Below are 21,429 nucleotides of genomic sequence, written 5' to 3' on the forward strand. Positions count from 1 at the left end.
CAAACCATGGAGATCGAAATCGCAACGATCGGCGGCTACGAGGAGGTCGGCCGGCAGATGACTGCCGTCCGCGCCCGGCGACGACGTCGTCATCTTCGACATGGGGCTGAACCTGTCGAAGGTCCTCATCCACGACAACGTCGAGACCGAACGGATGCACAGCCTGGACCTCATCGACATGGGGGCCATTCCGGACGACCGGGTCATGAGCGACATCGAGGGCGACGTGCAGGCGATCGTGCCGACGCACGGCCACCTCGACCACATCGGCGCCATCTCGAAGCTGGCCCACCGCTACGACGCCCCCATCGTCGCGACGCCCTTCACCATCGAACTCGTCAAGCAGCAGATCGAGGGCGAGGAGAAGTTCGGCGTCCAGAACGACCTCGTGAAGATGGAGGCCGGCGAGACGATGGGTATCGGCGAGAAGTGCGAACTGGAGTTCGTCAACGTCACTCACTCGATCATCGACGCCATCAACCCCGTCCTCCACACCCCGGAGGGCGCCGTGGTGTACGGCCTCGACAAGCGGATGGATCACACGCCCGTCCTGGGCGACCCCATCGACATGAAGCGGTTCCACGAGATCGGCCGCGAGGGCGAGGGCGTCCTCTGTTACATCGAGGACTGCACCAACGCCAACAAGAAGGGTCGGACCCCTTCGGAGTCGGTGGCACGTGCCCACCTCAAGGACGTGCTGTACTCCCTGGAGGACTACGACGGTGGCATCGTCGCCACCACCTTCTCCAGTCACATCGCTCGCGTCACGAGCCTCGTGGAGTTCGCGAAGGACATCGGCCGGCCAGCCGGTGCTTCTCGGTCGCTCGATGGAGAAGTACAGCGGGACGGCGGAACGGCTCGGCTTCGTCGACTTCCCGGACGACCTCGGGATGTACGGCCACCGGAAGTCTGTCGACCGGACGTTCCAGCGCATCATGGAGGAGGGCAAGGAGAACTACCTCCCCGTCGTGACGGGCCACCAGGGCGAACCGCGCGCGATGCTCACGCGGATGGCCCGCGGCGAGACGCCGTACGAACTCGACAACGGCGACAAGGTCGTCTTCTCGGCGCGAGTGATCCCCGAGCCGACCAACGAGGGGCAGCGCTACCAGGCCGAGAAGCTGCTCGGCATGCAGGGCGCCCGCATCTACGACGACATCCACGTCTCCGGCCATCTGAACCAGGAGGGCCACTACGAGATGCTCGACGCGTTGCAGCCGAAGCACATCGTCCCGGCCCACCAGGACCTCAGCGGGTTCTCCTCGTACGTGAACCTCTGTGAGAACGAGGGCTACGAGATGGGCCGAGACCTGCACGTCTCACGCAACGGCCAGACGATCCAGATCACCGAATGACCACCGAAGAGCGCGTCGAGGCGGCGATCGCGGACCGCCGCGAGATCGTCAACGACGCCATCGCCGAACAGCTCCCGGTCCAGAAGCCGGAGCGGCTCTACTCGGCGTCGCGGTACCTGCTGGACGCCGGCGGCAAGCGCCTCCGGCCGACCATCCTGCTGCTCACGGCGGAGGCCATCTCGGGGGAGGAACCGCTCGCGGCCGACTACCGCGAGTTCCCGTCCCTCGAGGGCAACGGCGTCGACGTCCTCTCGGCGGCGGTCAGTATCGAGGTCATCCAGTCGTTCACGCTCATCCACGACGACATCATGGACGACGACGACCTCCGGCGGGGCGTCCCCGCCGTCCACCGGGAGTACGACCTCGAGACCGCCATCCTCGCCGGCGACACGCTCTACTCGAAGGCCTTCGAGTACATGCTCGATACGGGCGCACCGGCCGAGCGCAGCGTGCGCGCCCTCGACGAACTGGCGACCACCTGCACCGAGATCTGCGAGGGCCAGGCCCTCGACGTCGACTTCGAGGAGCGCGGCGACGTGACGACCGACGAGTACCTGGAGATGGTGGAGTTCAAGACGGCGGTCCTGTACGCGGCGGCCTCGGCGATTCCGGCCATCCTGCTGGGCTCCGACCAGGAGACCGTCGACGCGCTCCACGGCTACGGCCTCGACATCGGACGCGCCTTCCAGATCCAGGACGACCTGCTGGACCTCACCGTCCCCAGCGAGGAGCTCGGCAAGCAGCGCGGCTCCGACCTCGTTGAGGGCAAGCGGACGGTCATCACGCTGCACGCCCGCGACCAGGGCGTCGACGTCGATACCCTGGTCTCCGACGACCCCGGCGAGGCGGAGATCGAGGCGGCGGTCGCCCGCCTGGAGGAGGCCGGGAGCATCGATTTCGCCCGCGAGATGGCCCAGGACCTCGTCGACAGCGGGAAGCAGCAACTCGAGGTGCTCCCGGACGGGGAGTCCCGGAGCCTCCTCGAGGACATCGCGGACTTCCTCATCGAGCGCGGGTACTGACGCCCGCGGTCGACGCGTTCTCCCGTCGGCCCCGCCCGGACGTGGGCAAAGGCTTTGACGCTCCTGGCAGATATTCACTGGCATGCCATGAAGCGCGAGATGCTCACCACCGACTTCCTCGAGCGCGCGGTCGACCTCTACGACGACGTGACGGGGGTCGTCGCCCACGACGGCACCGAGTACACGTACGCCGAGGTCGAGGATCGGGTCGACAGGCTCGCCCACGCCCTCGCCGACCTGGGCGTCGGGCGCGGCGACCGCGTCGCCCTGCTGGCACCGAACACCCACTACTTCATCGAGACGCTCTACGCGACGAACCGGCTCGGCGCCGTCTTCGTCCCGATGAACTACCGGCTGACCCCCGACGAGCTCTCGTACATCGTCGACGACTGCGAGGCCGACGTGGTCGTCGCCGACTACGACTACGCCGGCAACGTCGAGCCCATCCGCGAGGAGGTCTCGGCCGAGCACTTCGTCGGCTACGAGGCCGACCGGATCGACGGCGACTGGCAGGACTACGAGACGCTGCTCGACGAGCAGCCGTCGACGGAGCCCGACTACCCGGAGCTCTCTGAGGACGAAGACGCCAGCATCAACTACACCTCCGGGACGACCGGCGACCCGAAGGGCGTCGTCCGAACCCACCGGACGGAGCACTGGCACGCGCTGGTGTTGAACCAGCACATGGAGATCCGCGACGACGACAACTACCTGTGGACGCTGCCGATGTTCCACTGCAACGGCTGGGGGCACACCTACGCCATCACGGGGACCGGCGGCACGCACGTCTGCCAGCGGACTTTCGACCCCGAAGGGACCCTCCGGCGCGTCCGCGAGCACGACGTCAGCTTCATGTGCGGGGCGCCGACCGTGCTGAACAACCTCATCCAGTTCTACGAGGACGCCGACGGCGACGTCGGGATGACCGGGGACCGCGACGTCCGCATCGCGACCGCCGGGAGCGCGCCCGCGACGGCGACGATCGAGACGATCGAGGACGAGTTCGACTGGCGCATCATCCACATCTACGGGCTCACGGAGACGGCGCCGATCATCACGACCAGCAACTCGCCGCGGCGGCTCGCCGAGCGCGGCCGCGAACTGAAGGTGACCCAGGGCTCGGAGGTGCTCTGCACCGACGTCCGCGTCGTCGACGAGGACGGCGAGGACGTCCCGCGGGACGGCGGGACCATCGGCGAGATCGTCGTCCGGGGCAACCAGGTGATGGACCGGTACCTGGGGAAGCCGGAGGAGACCCGCCGGGCGTTCAACGACCGCATCGAGGGGTACTTCCACACCGGCGACCTCGCGACCGTCGACGAGGACGGCATGGTGGCCATCCAGGACCGCCGGAAGGACATCATCATCTCGGGCGGCGAGAACATCTCCTCAATCGAGGTCGAGGACGCCCTCTACGACCACGAGGACGTCTCGAAGGCGGCGGTCATCCCCGTGCCGAGCGAGAAGTGGGGCGAGACGCCGAAGGCCGTCGTCGTCGAACGACCCGGCGCGAGCCTGACGGAAGACGAGGTCATCGACTTCGTGAAGGACCGCCTGGCCGGCTACAAGGCGCCGACGAGCGTCGACTTCGTCGATGACCTCCCGGAGACGGCGACCGGGAAGGTCCAGAAGTACGAACTCCGTGCGAAGTACTGGGAGGACGAGGAGCGGATGGTCGGCGAGGGGTAGCGTCGCCGGTCGGTCGGCGCCCGCGGGGGGAATCCCGGTAGGTTTTGACCCTCCCCGCGGTAGCTGTCGGTAATGGACGAGGACCTCCGCGAGCGCGTCGAGCGCGAGGCCGAGACGGCCGCGCTGTTCAACGCGCTCAAGCACGACAGCGACGCACAGGTCGGCGCCATCATGGGCCCGATGATGGGCGAGAACCCCGAGTTCCGCGAGCACGGCGACGAGATCCCCGGCGTCATCTCGCCGGTCATCCAGCGGGTCAACGGCCTCTCGGCCGCCGAGAAGCGCGACCGCCTCGCGGAACTGGACCCCGAACTGGTCGAGGAACTCGAAGCCGAGGACGAGGAAGACGACCAGCCGCTGCCCGACCTCCCGAACGTCGAGGCCTACGACGAGGTGCGGATGCGGCTGGCGCCGAACCCCAACGGCCCCTGGCACCTCGGCAGCGCCCGGATGCCCGCCGTCATCGGGACGTACAAGGAGATGTACGACGGCTGGATGCTCTGCCGGTTCGACGACACCGACCCCGAGACGAAGCGGCCGGACCTCGACGCCTACGACGAGATCCTGGAGGCCATCGACTACCTCGGCTTCGAGCCCGACGAGGTCGTGAAGGCCTCCGACCGCGTCGAGACCTACTACGAGCACGCGCGGAACCTCATCGAGGCCGGCGGCGCCTACACCTGCTCCTGCGGCGGCGAGGAGTTCTCCGAGTTGAAGAACAGCGGCGAGCCCTGCCCGCACCGCGACAAGGACGTCGAGACCACCCTCGAGGAGTTCGAGGCGATGGTCGACGGCGGGTACAGCTCCGGCGAGATCGTGCTCCGCGTCCGGACGGACATCGAGCACAAGAACCCGGCGCTGCGCGACTGGGTCGCCTTCCGGATGGTCGACACCCCGCATCCGCGGGAGACGGCCGCCGAGTACCGCTGCTGGCCGATGCTGGACTTCCAGTCGGGCGTCGACGACCACCTCTTCGGCGTCACCCACATCATCCGCGGCATCGACCTGCAGGACTCCGCGAAGCGCCAGCAGTTCGTCTACGACTACTTCGACTGGGAGTACCCGGAGGTGCTCCACTGGGGGCACGTCCAGATCGACGCCTACGACGTGGCGATGTCGACCTCGACGATCAAGCAGAAGGTCGAGGCCGGCGAACTCGACGGCTGGGACGACCCGCGGGCGCCGACCGTCGCCAGCCTCCGCCGGCGCGGCATCCGCGGCGAGGCCATCGTCGACGCGATGACCGAACTCGGCACCTCCACCTCGAACGTCGACCTGGCGATGTCGTCCATCTACGCGAACAACCGCGAACTCGTCGACGACGATGCCGACCGCCGGTTCCTCGTCCGCGACGGCGTCGAGAAGACCGTCGTCGGCGGACCGGACGGCGCCGAACCGCCGCTGCACCCCGACCACGAGGACCGCGGGACCCGCTCCATCCCCGTCGACGGCGCCGTGCTGGTCGAACCGGAGGACGTCCCGCCGAACGGCAAGCGCGTCTGGCTGAAGGGCTACGGGCCGGTGCGGCACACCCGCGACGCCTTCGAGTTCACCGGCGAGGACATCGACGTCGTCCGGGAGGGCGACGTGGACGTGGTCCACTGGGTGCCCGCCGACGAGAACGTCCCGCTGCGGCTCCGGACGATGGACGGGGACGAGCGGGGGCACGCGGAACCCGGTATCTCGACGTACACACCCGACGACGTCGTCCAGTTCGAGCGCATCGGCTTCGCCAGGGTAGATAGACACGACGACGAGGAGACCGTCGCCTACTACAGCCACCCCTGACGGGCGCGAACGTTTAAGGTCCGTCCGGCACTGTTGATAGATACCAATGGCCATCGACCCGAACTTCGAGGAAAACAGCGAACTCGAGGGCGAGGAACACGGCGTCGACGTCTGGGGCCCGACGGACCCGCCGGAGAAGCTCGGCATCCGCGGGACGCACGTCGCCGTCGACTTCGACATCTGCATCGCCGACGGCGCCTGCCTCGAGGACTGCCCGGTCGACGTCTTCGAGTGGGTTGACACCCCCGACCACCCCGAGAGCGAGATCAAGGCGAACCCGACGAACGAGGACCAGTGCATCGACTGCATGCTCTGCGTGGACGTCTGTCCCGTCGACGCCATCGACGTCGACCCGGGGCGCGCCGGCCGGACCTGACCCGGGAGCCCGGACGGCGACCCGAACCGCCCTTCGATTCTCTCGTCCGCCCGCCGACCAGCGGTAGCTGGCGGTCCAGCGGCCCAGCCACCGTGCTAAAAACTATTAGGCCGTGGTGGGACAGAGTCTCTTAGGGTACGGTTATCAATGAACACACTCGTGCTGACGAAAGGCGTCCCCGACTTCCGGGAGGGCCAGGTCTCCTTCGACGAGGACGGCCACCTGGAACGCGGGAAGACGCCGACGGTGATGAACCCGAACGACAAGTTCGCGCTCCGGGCGGCCCTCCAGACGAAGGTCCGCCACGGGGGCAAGGTGTCGCTGATGAGCATGGGGCCGCCGGGGTACAAGGAGGTCCTCCAGGAGGGGATGCGGGACGTCTACGCCGACGACCTCTACCTGCTCTCCGACCGGGAGATGGGGGCCGCAGACACCTGGGCGACCGCGATGACGGTCGCCACCGGCATCGAGAAGCTCGAGGAGACGCCGGACCTCATCTTCGCGGGCTTCAAGACCGCCGACGGGGAGACCGGCCACACCGGCCCGCAGACCAACTGGTGTCTGCAGTGGCCGCTGGTCACCCACGTCGTCGCGCTCGACATCGACGCCGACGAGGGGCGGCTCCGGGCGAAGCGGCTCGTGGAGGGCGACGTCGAGGAGATCGAGACCGTCGAGGCCGACCTCCCTGCCTTCGTCGTCGCCGACCCCGAGTTCGAGCCGACCTACCGGAAGGCCGCCCACCGGCTGAAGCACAAGGAGCTCCGCGAGGAGACCCGGGAGCGCGCCGAGGACTACGAGGACCTCGTGACGGTGTGGGACCACCAGGACCTGAACCTCGACCCCGACTTCATCGGCCTGGACGGCTCCCCGACGATCGTCTCCGGCGTCGACCCCATCCCGAAGGCGCCGTCGGAGCGGGAAGCCCAGACCGTCACCCCCGACGACGAGGAGGGGATGAGCGACGTCCTCGAGGAGATGGCGCCGTACGCGGCAGGTGACTGACAATGGTATCTCTAGACCCCACCGAACACGAGATCGCGGAGCTGGGACCGAAGATCAAGGACGTCGACGACGTCGACGAACTGGAGGAGATGCTGGAACTCGAGGAGGAAGCCGAGGACCGCGACCCGGTGAAGACCCTCATCGAGGGCCGTATCGACACGCTCTCCGAGGACGACGAGGACGTCGACCCGGGCGAGGCCGACCTGACGGAGCTGACGGTCGCCGACGTCGCGAACATGGTCCGCGACGTCGACGACGTCGACGTCCTCGAGGATATGCTCGAACGCGAGCGCGAGGGGAAGGAGCGGAAGTCCGCCATCTCCCAGATCGAGAAGCGCATCGAGGACCTGACGCAGGACGACGACGGCGAGGCGGCCGAAGTCGAGTACGTCCCGCCGGAGGAGAAGTACCCCGATCTCGACCACCCGACATCGGAGAAGCGGTGGGTCGAGGGGACCGTCGACGGCGACTACCGCGACATGTGGGTGTACTGCGAGACCCAGCAGGGCGAACTCATCGACGTCTCGAAGGAGATGCTCGGGAAGGCCCGCGAGCTGATGGACGGGTACAACGAGGCCCCCGCGAGCGACGCGAGCGGGGGGTCGGAAGACGAGTCTTCCGGAAAGTACGGCGGCGACGAAGACGGCAACCCCGAGGACGTCGTCGCGGTCCTCATCGGCGACGGCGTCGCGGACCTCGCCGAGGAGGCCGTCGCCTACGGCGCCGACCGGGTCGTCTACCACGAGGACGAGCGACTCGCGCGATTCCGTCACAAGCCGTACACGGAGATATTCTGTGCGATGTGTCGGGACGGCGACTTCGAGTGGCGCGACTACCACGAGCCGCGGTACAACGTCTTCCCGGCGACGAACAACGGGCGGGACCTCTCGGCGCTCGTCCAGGGCGAACTCGACTCGGGGCTGGCCTCGGACTGCTCGGACCTCTACATCGACTCCGCGACCATCTCGAACCCCGCGAAGACCGGGACGCCAGGCGACAACAAGGTGTTCGAGCGTATCCTGCACATGCCCCGGCCGGACTTCTCCGGGTTCGAGTACTCGACGATCCTCTGCATCGACAAACCGCACCGGGACTTCCACCCGCAGGGCGCCAGCGTCATCCCGGGAACGTTCGACCTCCCGGAGCCGGACCCCGACCGCGAGGGCGAGATCGTCGAGCACGACCTCGACCTGCCCGACGACTGGTTCCAGGTCGAGGTGACCGACTTCGACCGCCTCGAAGGCGGCGTCGACCTCACCGGCAACGAGGTCGTCGTCGCGCTCGGCCGCGGTATCGGCGACCGACCTACCGAGGGGATGGAACTCGGCCTCGAACTGGTCGACGCCTTCGAGGAGGCCGACCTCGGGCTCTCACGCGGCGTCATCACGGCCTCCTACGAGTTCGACAGCCACGTCGAGGACTACGTCGCCGAGGAGCGCCAGATCGGCGAGTCCGGCCAGGTCGTCGAGCCCGACCTCTACGTCGCCGCCGGCATCTCCGGGGCGGTCCAGCACAAGGTCGGGATGGACGAGTCCGACACCATCGTCTCCATCAACACCGACCCGGACGCCGACATCCGGGACTTCTCGGACTACTACATCGAGGGGGACCTCTTCGAGGTGTTGCCGCGGCTGACGGAGGCGCTGAAGGAAGGCGAGTTCTCCACCGCGGTCGCGGAGGTGAGCGATGACTGACGACTACGAGCACTTCGAGGCGGTCGTGGTCGGCGCCGGCCCCGGCGGGGCCGCTGCGGCGGCGACGCTTGCCGACCAGGGCGTCGAGACGCTCGTCCTCGAGCGGGGCGTCGACGCCGGCTCGAAGAACATCTCCGGCGGGCTCATCTACGCCGAGGAGTCCGCCCCCTACACCATCGACTCGATGTTCGACGGCTTCCGCGAGGCGGCCGCCGAACGGCCGATCTCCGAGTACTACATCCACAACGTCGCCGGCGACAAGGTCCGGACCTACGACCTCGCCGACGTCCACCACGACGACACCGAGTGGTGCGACTCGGTGCTCCGCCGGAAGATGGACTCGTGGCTCGCCGAGCGCGTCCACGAGAAGTGCCGCGAAACCGGCGGCGGCCTGCTGACGGAGGTGCGGGTCAACGGCCTGCTGCGGGAGGACGGCGAGATCGTTGGCGTCACCTGCGACGAGATCGACCCGATCAAGGCCGACGTGATCATCGCGGCCGACGGCGTCAACTCAGAGCTGGCCCGCGACGCCGGCCTGATGGACTGGGAGGAGCCCGACGAGTGGTTCCAGGGCGTGAAGGCCGTCGTCGACATGGACCCCGACGCCGTCAACGAGCGGTTCGACGTCGACCCCGACGACGGCGTCGCCCACCTGTTCTCGGGGGACCTCTTCCAGGGGGTCCGCGGCGGGGGGTTCCTCTACACGAACGAGGACTCGCTGTCCATCGGGACGGTGTTCCACCTCGACTCGCTGGCGGAGGAGCGCGCCGAGCCCCATGAGTTGCTCGACGCCCTGCTCACCCACCCGCTGCTCGACCAGTGGCTGCAGGGCGACTACGAGGAGCGGGAGTACTCCGCGAAGCTCGTCCCCGACTCGAAGAAGGCGGCGAACCCGTCGCCACATCAGGGGCGACTGCTGGTCGTCGGCGACGCCGCCGGGCAGATGCAGGCGCAGGGCCCCATCATCAAGGGAATGAACCACGCGGTCACCGCCGGCGGCCTCGCCGCGGAGGCGTTCGCCGAGGCGAAGTCCCGCGGCTCCACAGACCGGGCGGGCGACCTCTACGAGAAGAAGCTCGTCGACGAGGGCGTGATGGCGAAGCTCCGACCGCGGCGCTACCGGATGACCCGGACGCTCTCGGAGAGCGACCTCGTCACGAAGCTCGGCAGCGGGCTGATCGACTCGCCGGTCGGCCGCGCCGGCGTGAAGCTGCTCGACGGCGCCATCGAGCGGGCGTTCAACTCGCCGTTCGTCCTCGGGATGATCCCCGACACCCGGACGTCGTACGTGACGGTGCCGCGGGTCGTCGCGGAGGTGCTCGGCGAGCGCGTCGACGCCGAGAACACCGTCGAGCCGCCGGACCTGAACGACCGCATCGGCGATCTGACCTACGACGTCGGCGAGCCACACATCGACCTGCTCGACGAGAGCTACGAGGCCAGCGGGACGGCGGTGACGGCCTGCCCGGTCAGCGCGGAGGACTTCGGCGGCGGCTGCTACCGCAGCGAGACCGTCCAGCGGAACGGCCACGAGGAGAAGGTCGTCAGCCTCGACACCCAGCCCTGTGTCGAGTGCGGGACCTGCGCCATCGTCGCCGAGACGGACTGGGACCACCCCTCCGGGGGCAAGGGCGTCGAGTTCCGCGAGGGATGAGCGACGTCTCCGAGCGCATCGCCGAACTGTCCGAGCGCGCGCGGCGGGACCGCGAGGCCTTCGAGCCCCCGTCGGACCCGCCGGACGAGGCGGCCGCCCTGGAGTACCTCACCGACGGGGCCGGGGCGGTGGTCGGCCTCTACGTGGACGCCCGGACGGGCGAGACGGTGCGCTTCGACGAGGCCGAGTTCGCGCTGCTGGAGCGCGCGCTCAACGACTGGCTGGAGCTGTACGCGGCCTGCTACGGCGTCGACATCGACGCGTCCTTCACCGTCCGGGAGGCCGCCGAACTGCTCGTCGACACCCACAGTATCCGCGACACCGCGATGCTGCTGACGCAGGTCCCCGAGCGGGACACCGCCGAGGCGTGGTCCGGCGGGCGATAAGTAACAGCACGCAATTGGTCCGTCCGCGCCAACACTTTTATATCCTGTATCGTGGTAACAGTGGACATGCAGTTCTCCGACGAACTCGAGTTCACCCACCGGGACCGCAAGGACATCTACGAGTACATCGAGCGCGAGGGCCGCGTCGACGCCGAGGACGCCCGCCGGGCGCTCAACATGAGTCCTGAAGCCTTCGGTCACCACGCCGCCGTCCTCAGACGCGACGGCATCGTCACACGGGACGACGACGACCGGCTCCGGGTGGCCTTCGACGACGAGAGCGAGGAGACGTTCGTCGACGAGGGCCTGGAGGTGACGATCCGGCAAGCCCGCGAGGACGACCTCACCGGCCTCGTGGGCGCGATCCGCGAGGCGCTGGCCAACAAGACGTATATCGAGGGTGAGACCATCGCCGACGTCGTCGAGAGCGAGAACGTCCTGCTGCGGCACAACGAGCTCCAGAGCCGGATGTTCTTCGTCGCGACCGTCCACGGCGACGTCGTCGGCTGGGTCCACCTCAACGCCCCCGAACTGGAGAAGCTCGCCCACACCGCCGAACTCACGGTCGGCGTCATCGACGAGTACCGCGGCCACGGCATCGGGACGAAGCTGCTGGACCGCGGCGTCGACTGGGCGCTCGACAACGGCTACGAGAAGCTCTACAACAGCGTCCCCTCCTCCAACCAGGACGCCATCGACTTCCTCGAAAACCGCGGGTGGGACACCGAGGCCGTCCGCGAGGACCACTACAAGATCGACGACGAGTACGCAGACGAGGTGATGCTGGCGAAGGTGCTCGGCTAGACCCCTAGGGCCACTCCGACTCGGCGCCCTCCAGCGGCTCCGCGACGACGCCGTCCTTCCGTGCGACGGGTCGCGCGTGGGCCGGACAGACCACGCGGTTCTCGTCCCACGGGACGTGGAGCCTGACGGCCGCCCGCTCCTCGCAGCCTGCTTCTTCGCACTCCATGCCCGCCAATCGTCGCTCGGACACCTCGGCACTTCCGGTTCGGGGGAGCGAATCTGACAGACAGAATACGTTTCCCGCGGTTCGAAATAAAAAATACCTTGTATGCCCGGACCCAGAGCATACTTTATGCCAAGTCCCTCCAGCAAGAAGCCTCGCCGTCCTGGGTGGTACCATGGCTGACCTCGACGACTACTTCCGGTATCTCGCCGACCGGCAGCGTCGCCGCCTGCTGTACCACCTCGCCGACGAGGACGTGACGACGGTCGAGGAGCTCGCCGCGACGCTCGCCGAGTCGTCCACGGGAGCAACCGCCGGTCCGGCCGGCGACGTCGACGAGGTGGCACTGGCACTCCGGCACCACCACCTCCCCAAGCTCGACGACCTGTCCGTCGTCGAGTACGACCGACCGAACGGGGTGGTGGAGGTCGGCGATATTCCCGCGGAGCTCGAGACGCTGCTCCACTCGACGCGGGAACTCGAGTTGGCCGACTGAGACCGCCCGTCACCAGGTCGCCAGCAGGAACCCGATCAGCACCGACACCGTCAGGAGCACCTGCATCACCGACGAGGCGAGCATCCCGACGGTCGTCACCGCGGCCGTCCGGAGCCCGCGTTCGACGTCGCCGTGGCGGTATAACTCGAGGGCGAAGACCGTCCCGGCGATGCCCAGCAGCGCGCCGAGCGGACCCAGGACGAACATCAGCGCCACCGCCGCGACCGCCGCGACGGCGGTCGTCTGCATCGACGCACCGCCGACGCGCGCCGAGATGGCGCCGCCGAGCCAGTCGAGCACGAGGGTGAACAGCCCGAGCGCCAGCAGCGCCGCGCCGGCGAACGTGCCGAGTTCGCCGGTCGCCTGCCAGTAGTAGGCGACGCCGATCAGCGAGAGGAGGCCTCCCGGGATCAGCGGGACGACGCTGGCGACGACGGCGGCGACGAGCAACACGAGGGCAACGACGAACGGGTCGACCGGGAGCATACGACGAGGTTCGCCCCGCTCGCCGTTAGGCCTACGGGTCGTAGCGGTCGGCTTCCGCGAGCGCGACGTCGCTCCCGTAGCGGTCGACGAGCGGGCGATAGGCGTCGCCGAGAGCGCGCATGCACTCCCGGCTCGAGACGTACTCCAGGTCGTCGGCGACGGCGTCCCAGGGGCGGGCCTGCAGGACCTTCGCGACCAGCAGCCGCTCGGCGTCCGCGTCCGCCAGCGCCCCGTCGACGAGCGCCCGGAGCGCGAGGCGGCGGAACGGGTCGGGGGCGGCGTCGAAGAGCCCAGGTCCGTATGCGGCGCTGGCGACGACCCGCCACTCGAAGTCCGCCAGGTCGAGCGGGACCTGACCGTCGGCCGCCGCGAGCGCGGCCCGGACGACGTCCGGGTCCGCGTCGTCGAGCGCGTCGGCCAGCACCCCCGGTATCCGGCGCAGGAACCACTCGGCGTGGCGGTCGGCCAGCCGCTCGCCGGCCTCCGAGAGCGGCCGGAGCATGATGGCGGAGTACTCGCCGCTGGTGTCGTTGCGGGTCGTCGACAGGTGGACGGTGTCGTAGCCGGCGTCGTCCCAGAAGGAGAGCAGTTCCGGCGTCGCGCCGTAGCCGACGCCCAGGTAGTCCATCGCTTCGAACCGACCACTCACTTCGCGGTCGCTTTCGGGGTCGAACTCCCGCGCGATCTCGTCGAGGAGCCGGGAGCCGAAGCCCCGCGACCGGACCGCGTGGTGGGTCGCGATGCGCATCACGCGGAGGCCGACCGGGTCGCCGGCCTCCGGGTCGCGCAGCTGGCTGGTCAGCACGTCCGGGAGCATGTTCCCCCGGACGCGGGCACCTTCGTACATCTCGCGGCGGAGCGCCTCGGGGAGCCCGCCCTCGCGGGCGAGCAGCGCCACGCCGACGACGTGGCCGCCGACGGTCAGCGCCCGGACGGCGACGTTCGGCGCGTCGAGCAGCCGCGCGAGGTCGTCCGGCTCCGTCCGGTAGTGGGCCTCGACGAGCAGCCCGAACGTCTCCCGGAGGAGGTTCTCGTCGTCGACGAGGTCCGCCGGGGCGAGTCGCTCGTAGACCGCGTCGTCAGGGTCGCGTTCCTCGACCAGCGGTTCGACCGCGGGACGAGCGTCGAGCAGCAGCGCGCGGAACAGCCACACCTCGACGGGGTCGGCCGCGGCGTAGCGGATCGGCTCGGCGAGGGCGACCGTCGCGACGTCGCGAGCCCCGTCGAGGTGGTCCCGGAACCGGACGTCGAAGCCCCGGCCGGCGCCCTCATAGCCGTGGACCGTCGTGGCGAAGCAGGCGCCCGGCGCGACGCCGAGCAGCGACTCCAGCACGCGGACGGGGAACGCGGCCGCCTCGTCGACGATCAGGACGTCGGCCCGCTCGTCGACGGCGTCGGTGGGTCGTCGGAACGCGATCCGACCGCCCGACTCGGTCCGGAGCGCCGAGGGGAGGTCGGCGTCGCGGGTATCCGCTTCGAGCACCCCGAGGGACTCCAGAACCGCTGCGGCCCGCTCGAACGCCTCGGCGGCGTTCCGGTAGTTCGGCGCAGTGACGAGGACGTCGTCACCTTCGGCGGCCAGTCCGGCCGCGGCCAGCCCCGCCGCGCTGGACTTCCCGCGGCCGCGGTCGGCCTCGAGGACGACCGCCGCGCCGTCCTCGCGCAGTCGCTCGCAGGCGCGGACCGCGTCGCGCTGGTCGTCGGTGAGGCAGGCGTCGTAGACCTCCCCGGGGAACTCGAACTCCGCCGGCCGCCCGAAGGGCTCCGGGGCGAACCTCGGGTCCGGATGGGTCAGGCCGTCGTCGACGACCGCCCCAGCGTCGACGTCGAGAACCGCGACGCCGCGGTGGGCCCGCAGCGTCGAGACGAGGCGGCGGCGGAACGTGCCGGCGACGTCCTCGAGGCCGAACGGCGGGACCGCGAGCGTCTCGTCGAAGCCGTCGCGGCGGTCGGGCCACTCGTCGAGCGGCGGCGTCACGAAGATCAGCAGACCCCCGCCGTCGACGGCGCCGGCGGCGCGGCCGAGCGCGTTCGGCCGCGTCTCGTCGTGGCAGTCGACGACGACGCAATCGTGGGTCGTCCCGAGCAGTTCCCCGGTGCGGCCGAGGGGAAGCCGCTCGCCGACCACGTCCCGTTCCGAGAGCGAGACGGCATCGCAGTCCGTCGCTTCGCAGGCGACACGGGCGGCGTCGTAGCCGGCGTCCCGTTCGCCGGCGAGGACGAGCAGGCGGCGCTCGTTCGTCGCCCTCGCCTCCGCCCGGAGCTTCCGGGCCGTCTCGCGAACCGCGTTCATGCCCGGCCCCTGGGACCGGTACCGGAAGGCTCCACCGGTTGCCCGTCCGCTTTGTCCCTCGGGGCGAACTACGTGGTATGGCAACGAACCGTCAGTGGCTGCTCGACAGCCGCCCGACCGGCGAACCGTCGATGGAGAACTTCGAGCAGGTCGAGTCGGAGGTCCCGGAGCCCGGCCCCCACGAGGTGCTCGTCCGGACGCTGTACATGTCGGTCGACCCCTACATGCGCGGCCGGATGCGCGACGCCGAGTCGTACGCCGAGCCGTGGGACGTCGGCGACCCGATGAAGGCCGGCGTCGTCGGCGAGGTCGAGACGTCGAACCATCCCGACTTCGAGGCCGGCGACGTCGTCACCGGCCAACTCGAGTGGGCGGACTACGCCGTCGCCGAGGGACGGGACCTGCGGACGGTGAACCCCGAGCACGGCCCCGTCTCGACGGCGCTGGGCGTGCTGGGGATGCCGGGCGTCACCGCCTACTTCGGGACGACCGACGTCGCCGAGCCGAAGCCCGGCGACACGGTGGTCGTCAGCGCGGCCGCGGGCGCCGTCGGCAGCGTCGTCGGCCAGATCGCCGACCTCACCGGCTGCCGCGTCATCGGCATCGCCGGCGCCGACGAGAAGATCGAGTGGCTGGAGTCCGTCGGCTTCGACGAGGGGATCAACTACAAGGAGGAGGACGTGTCCTCGCGGCTCCGCGAGGCCTGCCCGGACGGCGTCGACGTCTACTTCGACAACGTCGGCGGCCCCGTCACCGACGCGGTCTGGCCGCTGCTGAACGTCCGGGCGCGCGTCGCCGTCTGCGGGCAGATATCGCTGTACAACGAGACGGAGGTCCCGACCGGACCGCGGAAGCTCGCCAAGCTCATCGAGAGCCGCGCCCGCGTCGAGGGGCTGCTCGTCCGGGACTACGAGGACCGGTGGGGCGAGGCCCTCCAGCGACTCTCGACGTGGGTCGCCTCCGGCGACGTCGAGTACCGCGAGAACGTCGTCGAGGGCCTCGAGAACGCCCCCGACGCCTTCCTCGGGCTGTTCGAGGGGACGAAGATCGGCAAGCAACTCGTGCAGGTCGGCGAGCGGTCGGACTGAACTGGCCCGCAGTTTCGCCGACGCCTCGCCGGCCGGCCGCCGCGCTTGACAAGCGTTAAATGGCGCGCCGACCGACCACGACGTATGAGTAGCGAGAGTACCCGGCGGGACGTGCGGAAGTGCATCTCCTGCGGGATCAACATCTCCGGGACAAGCGCCGCCCGGTTCAAGTGCCCCGACTGCGGGCACCTGATCTTCCGGTGTTCGAAGTGTCGCAAGCAGAGCAACCTCTACGAGTGCCCCGACTGCGGGTTCACGGGTCCGTAACGATGGGGAAGGTAGCTGCCAAGATGAAGGTCATGCCGCAGAGCCCCGAGGTCGACCTGGACGAGCTCCAGGAGCGCCTCGAGAACTCCCTGCCGGAGGGCGCGAAGATCAGCCGCGTCGACCGCGAGGACGTCGCCTTCGGTCTCATCGCGCTGTTCCCGACGGTCGTCATCCCGGACGAGGCCGGCGGGACGGACGCCGTCGAGGACGCCTTCGGCGACGTCGAGGGCGTCGAGAGCGTCGGCGTCGACGAAGTCGGCCGCATCTGACCGACACCGACCGTCCAACTTCTCACCGCTCCGCCGCACCCGACAGCGGCGGCGCCGTCGCGTCCGTCCGCGCTTCGGTGACGTTTGGGCGCTGAGCCGGTCGGTACCTTGATAGCCGAGAACCCGAATACCTCCGACGCGGTCGCTACGTCGCCCACCCGTCCGGGCGAAGGGGAAGGAGCGCGGCCGGAACGCACCTTTTATGTGTCGCACCTGATTAGGGCTCTTCAAGAATGCCCAGTTCGAACGGTCCACGGAAGGCGACCCGGAACAAGCTGAAGAACAGCCCCCGCGAGCGGGGCACCTCCCCGCCGCAGCGCTCCGTCGAGGAGTACGAGAACGGCGAGAAGGTCCACCTCAAGATCGACCCCTCGGTGCCGGGCGGTCAGTTCCACCCGCGCTTCAACGGCCACACCGGCACCGTCGTCGGCGAGCAGGGCCGCGCGTACAAGGTCGAGATCACGGACGGCGGCAAGCAGAAGACCCTCATCGCCCGGCCCGCCCACCTCCGTCACCAGCAGGAATGACGATCTTCAAGGAAGTCGTCGACGAGGAGTTCCTCACCGTCTCGCAGGCGAAGGAACTGCTGGCCGACGTCGAGGAGGAGCGCGCGCTCGACGAGGAGCGGGAGATGCAGTACGAACTCGCCCGCGCCATCGAGCACGTCAACCGGTTCGCGGTGCTCGACCCCGAGGAGTCCGTCGAACTGGTCGAGGAACTCGTGGAGCTGGAGAAGGTCGACGAGGCCACGGCCTACAAGATCGCCGACCTCCTGCCAGGCGACCGCGACGAACTCCGCTCGGTGTTCGCCCAGGAGCGGTACTCGCTGTCCGGCGACGAACTCGACGAGATCCTCGACATCGTCGTCAAGTACGCCTGACCGGGTCCGCCGAACCGGCGTCGCGGCCCCTGTTTTAAATATCGGCTTCCCGTATGCCAGGACATGAGCGACGCCGGAGCCGACGACCCCTCCCCCACGACGGCCGTCGTGGTCGACTTCCTGCCTCGGGGCCGCCCCGAGGACGACCGCCCGCAGTACCAGAAATCCCCGGTCGCGTTCGCCGTCGGCGAGTCCGACTTCCGGCTCGTGGAGATCGCGCTGACCGACGACGCCGGCGTCAACATCGGGGACCGCGTCGAGATCGACCCCCCGGGTGACAACGTCAAGACGCTCCGGGACGTCGAGTACGACGCCCTCTCGAGCACCGGCGAGTCGGAACTGGAGTACGCGGTCGACGAGATCATCGACGCCGACGAGCAGCGGTTCGTCGACTTCTACAACGACGCACAGCCGATCACCACGCGGCTGCACGTCCTCAACCTCCTGCCGGGCATCGGCAAGAAGCTGCGGAACAACATCCTCGACGAGCGGAAGCGCAAGCCCTTCGAGAGCTTCGAGGAGGTCGAGGAGCGCGTCTCCGGGCTGCACAACCCCCGCGAAGTGCTCGTCGAGCGCATCATGGAGGAGCTCCAGGAGGAGGACCTCAAGTACCGCATCTTCGCGCGCCGCGAGGAGGCCTGAGCCGCCGCACCGGCGAAGGGTGAACCATATACGGACCCGGGGCCTACGCGGCGCACATGCGCGACCCCGACGCGCTCATCGCCCGCGCCGGCGTGCGCGGCGACCCAGAGCGCGACCAGCACTTCCTCGTCGACGACCGGGTCCTCGACCGGCTGCCCGGCTACCTGCCCGACGGGACCGACACCTCGCACGTCCTCGAGGTCGGCGGCGGCGCCGGAGCCCTCACCGACCGCCTGCTGTCCGTCGCCGACCGCCTCACCGTCGTCGAGCGCGACGAGACGCTCGCGGAGTTCCTCGAAACGGAGTTCGCCGACGCCGTCGACGAGGGGCGGTTGACGGTCCTGCACGGCGACGCCCTCGAGGTCGACCTCCCGGAGTTCACCGCGTCGGTCTCGAACCTCCCGTACGGCGTCTCCTCGGAGATCGCCTTCCGGCTGCTGCCCGAGAAGCGCCCGCTCGTGTTGATGTTCCAGAAGGAGTTCGCCGAGCGGATGGCCGCCGATCCGGGGACCGACGAGTACGGCCGCCTCTCCGTGACGGCGGGCCACTACGCCGACGTGGAGGTCGTCGAGCCGGTGCCGAAGGAGGCCTTCGCCCCCCCGCCGGCCGTCGAGAGCGCCGTCGTGCGGACGACGCCGCGGGACCCCGACTACGAGGTGCCCGACGACGAGGCGTTCATGGCGCTCGTCCGCGCGGTGTTCACCCAGCGCCGGAAGACGATGCGCAACGCCGTCCGGAACACGACGCACATCTCCGGCATCGAGGACGCCGACGCCGTCGTCGAGGCGGCCGGCGAGGAGCTGATGAGCGACCGCGCGGGGAACGTCCCGCCCGCGGAGTTCGCCCGGCTCGCGCGCATCGCCGCCGAGGTCTCGTGATAAGGGGTCGTTCGAGGAACGGGACGGTACGCGCCGATTTCGTGAGGGATTTGACCCCGGAGGCGGAACCCGGCGACAACGCGGCCTGACCGCTCCACCATGTCCCCCTCACCAGCTTCCCACGCGCCGCAGGTCCTCTTCGTGGTCGAAGGGATAGGAGAGGTCGTGGACAACAACCCGGTCGAGCAGTCCCTCGCGACCGTCGCGCTCGCGCTGTCGTTCCTCGTCGCCGTCTGGGTCATCTTCCTCGGTGGGCCGCCGCTGAAGCGGCGGTACAGCGACGAGATCGTCGACATCGCGCGAACGCTCACCATCATGGTCGCGGCGCTGGCCTCCGCCGGCGTCTTCGTCGTCATCTGGCGGGTCCAGGGCCGGGTCCTGACGGCGATGGGGACCCTCCTGCCGGAGAACCCCGAGCGGATGGGCCTCCTGCTGTTCGTCGCCTTCCTCGTCCTGCTGGGGACGTACGTCCTCACGCGCGTCACGAAGCGGACGGTCCGCCACTGGTCGAAGTCGGGGCGCATCTCCCCCCACCAGCGCGAGGTCGCCCACCACGCCATCCAGATCGGGCTGTTCGTGGTCGCCCTCGTGTTCATCCTCGGGCTGTTCGACTACAACCCGCGGGACCTCTTCCTCGGGGCCGGCGTCATCGGCGTCATCGTCGGCTTCGCCGCCCGGAAGACGCTCTCGGGGGTGCTCTCGGGGTTCGTCATCCTCTTCGGCCGGCCCTTCGAGGCCGGCGACTGGATCGCCGTCGGCGACCGGGAGGGGATCGTCACCGAGATCACCCTCTTCAACACGCAGATCCGGACGTTCAACGAGGAGCACGTCCTCGTCCCGAACGACAGCGTGACCGACCGGGAGGTCACCAACTACTCGAAGACCGACCGGCTGCGGATCATCACGGAGGTCGGCGTCGACTACGACGCCGACATCGACGTCGCGGCGACCATCGCCAAGGAGGCCATCGAGGGCTGCGACTCCGTGGCCGACACCCCCGGGCCCGACGTCATCCTCGACTCCTTCGCGGACAGCTCCGTCGTGCTGCAGTTGCGCTACTGGATCGACAAGCCGACCATCCAGCGGAAGCTCGGCGCCCAGAACGAGGTCATCGACACCGTCAAGAAGGCCTTCGAGGAGGAGGACATCAAGATCCCCTACCCGCAGCGCGAGCTCATGGGTCGCGAGGAGACCGACGGCCTCCAGCTGTCCTCCGAGCCCGACGTGACCGTCGAGAACGAGGTCCAGCCGGCCGTCCGCCGCGTGAGGGCCGACTCGACGGCCGTCGAGGAGCCCGTCGAGGACCGGTACCGCACCGACGACGAGATGGAGGGCCGGCCCGAGGCCGCCCGCGACGACGACGTCGAGGCAGAGGTCGAGATGGAGGCCGACGACGAAGAGGGCGACGGCAGCGAGAGCGGAGGCGACGAAGGAGAGACCGATCCGGAGACAGAACCAGCGCACCCGGAGGACGGCGCCGCCCACGACGGAGACGGTGACGCCGACGGAGAACCAGCGGAGGAAGAGGCCCCCGACGAGGAGGTCCCCAGTGAGGGGCCCCCCGAGGAGGAGACCGGACGGTGACCCTCCAGGACCGCCGGGAGATGCCGACGGTGTACGAGGCCGCCGAGGACTCCCGCCTGCTCGCCGAGACGGTCGTCGACCGCATCGGGGGCGACGAGCGAGTCCTGGAGGTGGGCGTCGGGTCGGGCTACATAGCCGGTCGCGTCGCCGAGGAGACGGGCGCCCGTGTCGTCGGCTGCGACGTCAACCCCGAGGCCTGCGAGATGGCTCGCGACGAGGGCGTCGAGGCGGTCCGGTCGAACCTCGCGGACCCCTTCGCCGCCGACAGCTTCGACGTAGTGCTGTTCAACCCGCCGTACCTCCCGACGCCGCCGGAGGAGGAGTGGGACGACCCCCTCGAGCACGCCCTCTCGGGGGGCGAGGACGGCCGGCGGGTCATCCGGCCGTTCCTCGCGGACGTGGGACGCGTCCTCCGTCCCGACGGGCGAATCTACCTCCTGATTTCGTCGTTGACCAACGTCGACGCCGTCTCGGAACTGGCCGCCGATGCGGGCCTCGCCGCTCGCGAGGTGGCCGAGAAGTCGTTCCCGTTCGAGCGGCTCGTCGTCCTGGAGATAACTCACGAGCATTCGTGAGTAGGAAATATTAAACGCCGTCATTGCGTAGCGGCGGG

General features: G+C 69.2%; 22 protein-coding genes and 1 pseudogene. 20 read left to right on the top strand and 3 right to left on the bottom strand.

Annotation, left to right across the window (positions count from 1 at the left end):
* The first annotated feature begins 6 nt into the window (after window positions 1-6).
* From HWV07_RS02390 to HWV07_RS02435, 10 genes and pseudogenes are all read left to right on the top strand, one after another.
* Window positions 7-1,355: pseudogene (locus HWV07_RS02390) on the top strand (RNase J family beta-CASP ribonuclease).
* Window positions 1,352-2,377, top strand: a complete 1,026-nt coding sequence (gene idsA3, locus HWV07_RS02395; protein WP_178332766.1) for a geranylfarnesyl diphosphate synthase — start codon at window positions 1,352-1,354, stop codon at window positions 2,375-2,377. Before HWV07_RS02390 ends, idsA3 begins: the two are co-directional and overlap by 4 nt.
* Window positions 2,378-2,464: 87 nt before the next feature.
* Window positions 2,465-4,066, top strand: coding sequence for a class I adenylate-forming enzyme family protein (locus HWV07_RS02400; RefSeq protein ID WP_178332767.1), 1,602 nt, complete (start codon window positions 2,465-2,467; stop codon window positions 4,064-4,066).
* 72 nt (window positions 4,067-4,138) lie between these two features.
* Window positions 4,139-5,854: a glutamate--tRNA ligase gene (locus tag HWV07_RS02405; RefSeq protein ID WP_178332768.1), complete on the top strand. Its 1,716-nt coding sequence runs from the start codon at window positions 4,139-4,141 to the stop codon at window positions 5,852-5,854.
* A 46-nt stretch (window positions 5,855-5,900) separates the two neighbouring features.
* Window positions 5,901-6,230 carry a 4Fe-4S dicluster domain-containing protein gene (locus HWV07_RS02410; RefSeq protein WP_178332769.1) on the top strand — a complete coding sequence of 110 codons (330 nt, stop codon included), beginning with the start codon at window positions 5,901-5,903 and terminating at the stop codon, window positions 6,228-6,230.
* A 147-nt stretch (window positions 6,231-6,377) separates the two neighbouring features.
* Entirely contained in the window at window positions 6,378-7,232 is an 855-nt protein-coding gene (locus HWV07_RS02415; RefSeq protein WP_178332770.1) for an electron transfer flavoprotein subunit beta/FixA family protein, read from the top strand.
* A 2-nt stretch (window positions 7,233-7,234) separates the two neighbouring features.
* Window positions 7,235-8,926 carry an electron transfer flavoprotein subunit alpha/FixB family protein gene (locus HWV07_RS02420; protein ID WP_178332771.1) on the top strand — a complete coding sequence of 564 codons (1,692 nt, stop codon included), beginning with the start codon at window positions 7,235-7,237 and terminating at the stop codon, window positions 8,924-8,926.
* Window positions 8,919-10,580 (top strand): FAD-dependent monooxygenase, encoded by a 1,662-nt coding sequence (locus HWV07_RS02425; RefSeq protein ID WP_178332772.1) that lies wholly within the window; start codon window positions 8,919-8,921, stop codon window positions 10,578-10,580. The genes HWV07_RS02420 and HWV07_RS02425 overlap by 8 nt, the downstream gene beginning before the upstream one ends.
* The gene (locus HWV07_RS02430; protein ID WP_178332773.1) at window positions 10,577-10,966 is read left to right on the top strand and encodes a DUF8055 family protein; all 390 of its coding nucleotides are present in this window, start codon (window positions 10,577-10,579) and stop codon (window positions 10,964-10,966) included. Before HWV07_RS02425 ends, HWV07_RS02430 begins: the two co-directional genes overlap by 4 nt.
* Window positions 10,967-11,032: 66 nt before the next feature.
* Window positions 11,033-11,770, top strand: coding sequence for a GNAT family N-acetyltransferase (locus HWV07_RS02435; protein WP_178332774.1), 738 nt, complete (start codon window positions 11,033-11,035; stop codon window positions 11,768-11,770).
* A gap of 4 nt (window positions 11,771-11,774) precedes the next feature.
* Here the strand turns inward: HWV07_RS02435 and HWV07_RS02440 are convergent, their stop codons facing one another.
* A complete protein-coding gene (locus tag HWV07_RS02440; protein ID WP_178332775.1) occupies window positions 11,775-11,936 on the bottom strand; it encodes a DUF8014 family protein in 162 nt (53 codons plus the stop codon).
* 172 nt (window positions 11,937-12,108) lie between these two features.
* Here HWV07_RS02440 and HWV07_RS02445 point away from each other — a divergent pair, with 172 nt between their 5' ends.
* Window positions 12,109-12,429: a DUF7344 domain-containing protein gene (locus HWV07_RS02445; RefSeq protein ID WP_178332776.1), complete on the top strand. Its 321-nt coding sequence runs from the start codon at window positions 12,109-12,111 to the stop codon at window positions 12,427-12,429.
* Between the two features lie 9 nt (window positions 12,430-12,438).
* Here the strand turns inward: HWV07_RS02445 and HWV07_RS02450 are convergent, their stop codons facing one another.
* Window positions 12,439-12,915: a DUF456 domain-containing protein gene (locus HWV07_RS02450; RefSeq protein ID WP_178332777.1), complete on the bottom strand. Its 477-nt coding sequence runs from the start codon at window positions 12,913-12,915 to the stop codon at window positions 12,439-12,441.
* A gap of 31 nt (window positions 12,916-12,946) precedes the next feature.
* The gene (gene tmcA / locus HWV07_RS02455; RefSeq protein WP_178332778.1) at window positions 12,947-15,208 is read right to left on the bottom strand and encodes a tRNA(Met) cytidine acetyltransferase TmcA; all 2,262 of its coding nucleotides are present in this window, start codon (window positions 15,206-15,208) and stop codon (window positions 12,947-12,949) included.
* Window positions 15,209-15,285: 77 nt separating this feature from the next.
* Between tmcA and HWV07_RS02460 the strand changes: the two genes are divergently transcribed.
* The 9 genes from HWV07_RS02460 to HWV07_RS02500 all read left to right on the top strand — a co-directional run bounded on the left by HWV07_RS02460 (window position 15,286) and on the right by HWV07_RS02500 (window position 21,391).
* Window positions 15,286-16,296: an NADP-dependent oxidoreductase gene (locus HWV07_RS02460; RefSeq protein WP_178332779.1), complete on the top strand. Its 1,011-nt coding sequence runs from the start codon at window positions 15,286-15,288 to the stop codon at window positions 16,294-16,296.
* An 84-nt stretch (window positions 16,297-16,380) separates the two neighbouring features.
* Window positions 16,381-16,563 (top strand): HVO_2753 family zinc finger protein, encoded by a 183-nt coding sequence (locus tag HWV07_RS02465; protein ID WP_178332780.1) that lies wholly within the window; start codon window positions 16,381-16,383, stop codon window positions 16,561-16,563.
* A gap of 2 nt (window positions 16,564-16,565) precedes the next feature.
* Window positions 16,566-16,832 carry an elongation factor 1-beta gene (locus HWV07_RS02470; protein ID WP_178332781.1) on the top strand — a complete coding sequence of 89 codons (267 nt, stop codon included), beginning with the start codon at window positions 16,566-16,568 and terminating at the stop codon, window positions 16,830-16,832.
* A 233-nt stretch (window positions 16,833-17,065) separates the two neighbouring features.
* Entirely contained in the window at window positions 17,066-17,359 is a 294-nt protein-coding gene (locus HWV07_RS02475) for a 50S ribosomal protein L21e (RefSeq protein WP_178332782.1), read from the top strand.
* Complete coding sequence (locus HWV07_RS02480; RefSeq protein ID WP_178332783.1) at window positions 17,356-17,712, top strand: RNA polymerase Rpb4 family protein; 357 nt, start codon at window positions 17,356-17,358, stop codon at window positions 17,710-17,712. The genes HWV07_RS02475 and HWV07_RS02480 overlap by 4 nt, the downstream gene beginning before the upstream one ends.
* 63 nt (window positions 17,713-17,775) lie before the next feature.
* Window positions 17,776-18,354: a DUF655 domain-containing protein gene (locus HWV07_RS02485; RefSeq protein ID WP_178332784.1), complete on the top strand. Its 579-nt coding sequence runs from the start codon at window positions 17,776-17,778 to the stop codon at window positions 18,352-18,354.
* Between the two features lie 56 nt (window positions 18,355-18,410).
* Window positions 18,411-19,232 (top strand): 16S ribosomal RNA methyltransferase A, encoded by an 822-nt coding sequence (locus HWV07_RS02490; RefSeq protein WP_178332785.1) that lies wholly within the window; start codon window positions 18,411-18,413, stop codon window positions 19,230-19,232.
* Between the two features lie 165 nt (window positions 19,233-19,397).
* Complete coding sequence (locus tag HWV07_RS02495; RefSeq protein ID WP_178332786.1) at window positions 19,398-20,816, top strand: mechanosensitive ion channel domain-containing protein; 1,419 nt, start codon at window positions 19,398-19,400, stop codon at window positions 20,814-20,816.
* Window positions 20,813-21,391, top strand: coding sequence for a HemK2/MTQ2 family protein methyltransferase (locus tag HWV07_RS02500; RefSeq protein WP_178332787.1), 579 nt, complete (start codon window positions 20,813-20,815; stop codon window positions 21,389-21,391). The genes HWV07_RS02495 and HWV07_RS02500 overlap by 4 nt, the downstream gene beginning before the upstream one ends.
* Window positions 21,392-21,429: the final 38 nt, after the last annotated feature.

This window comes from Natronomonas salina (assembly GCF_013391105.1).
GTDB lineage: Archaea > Halobacteriota > Halobacteria > Halobacteriales > Haloarculaceae > Natronomonas > Natronomonas salina.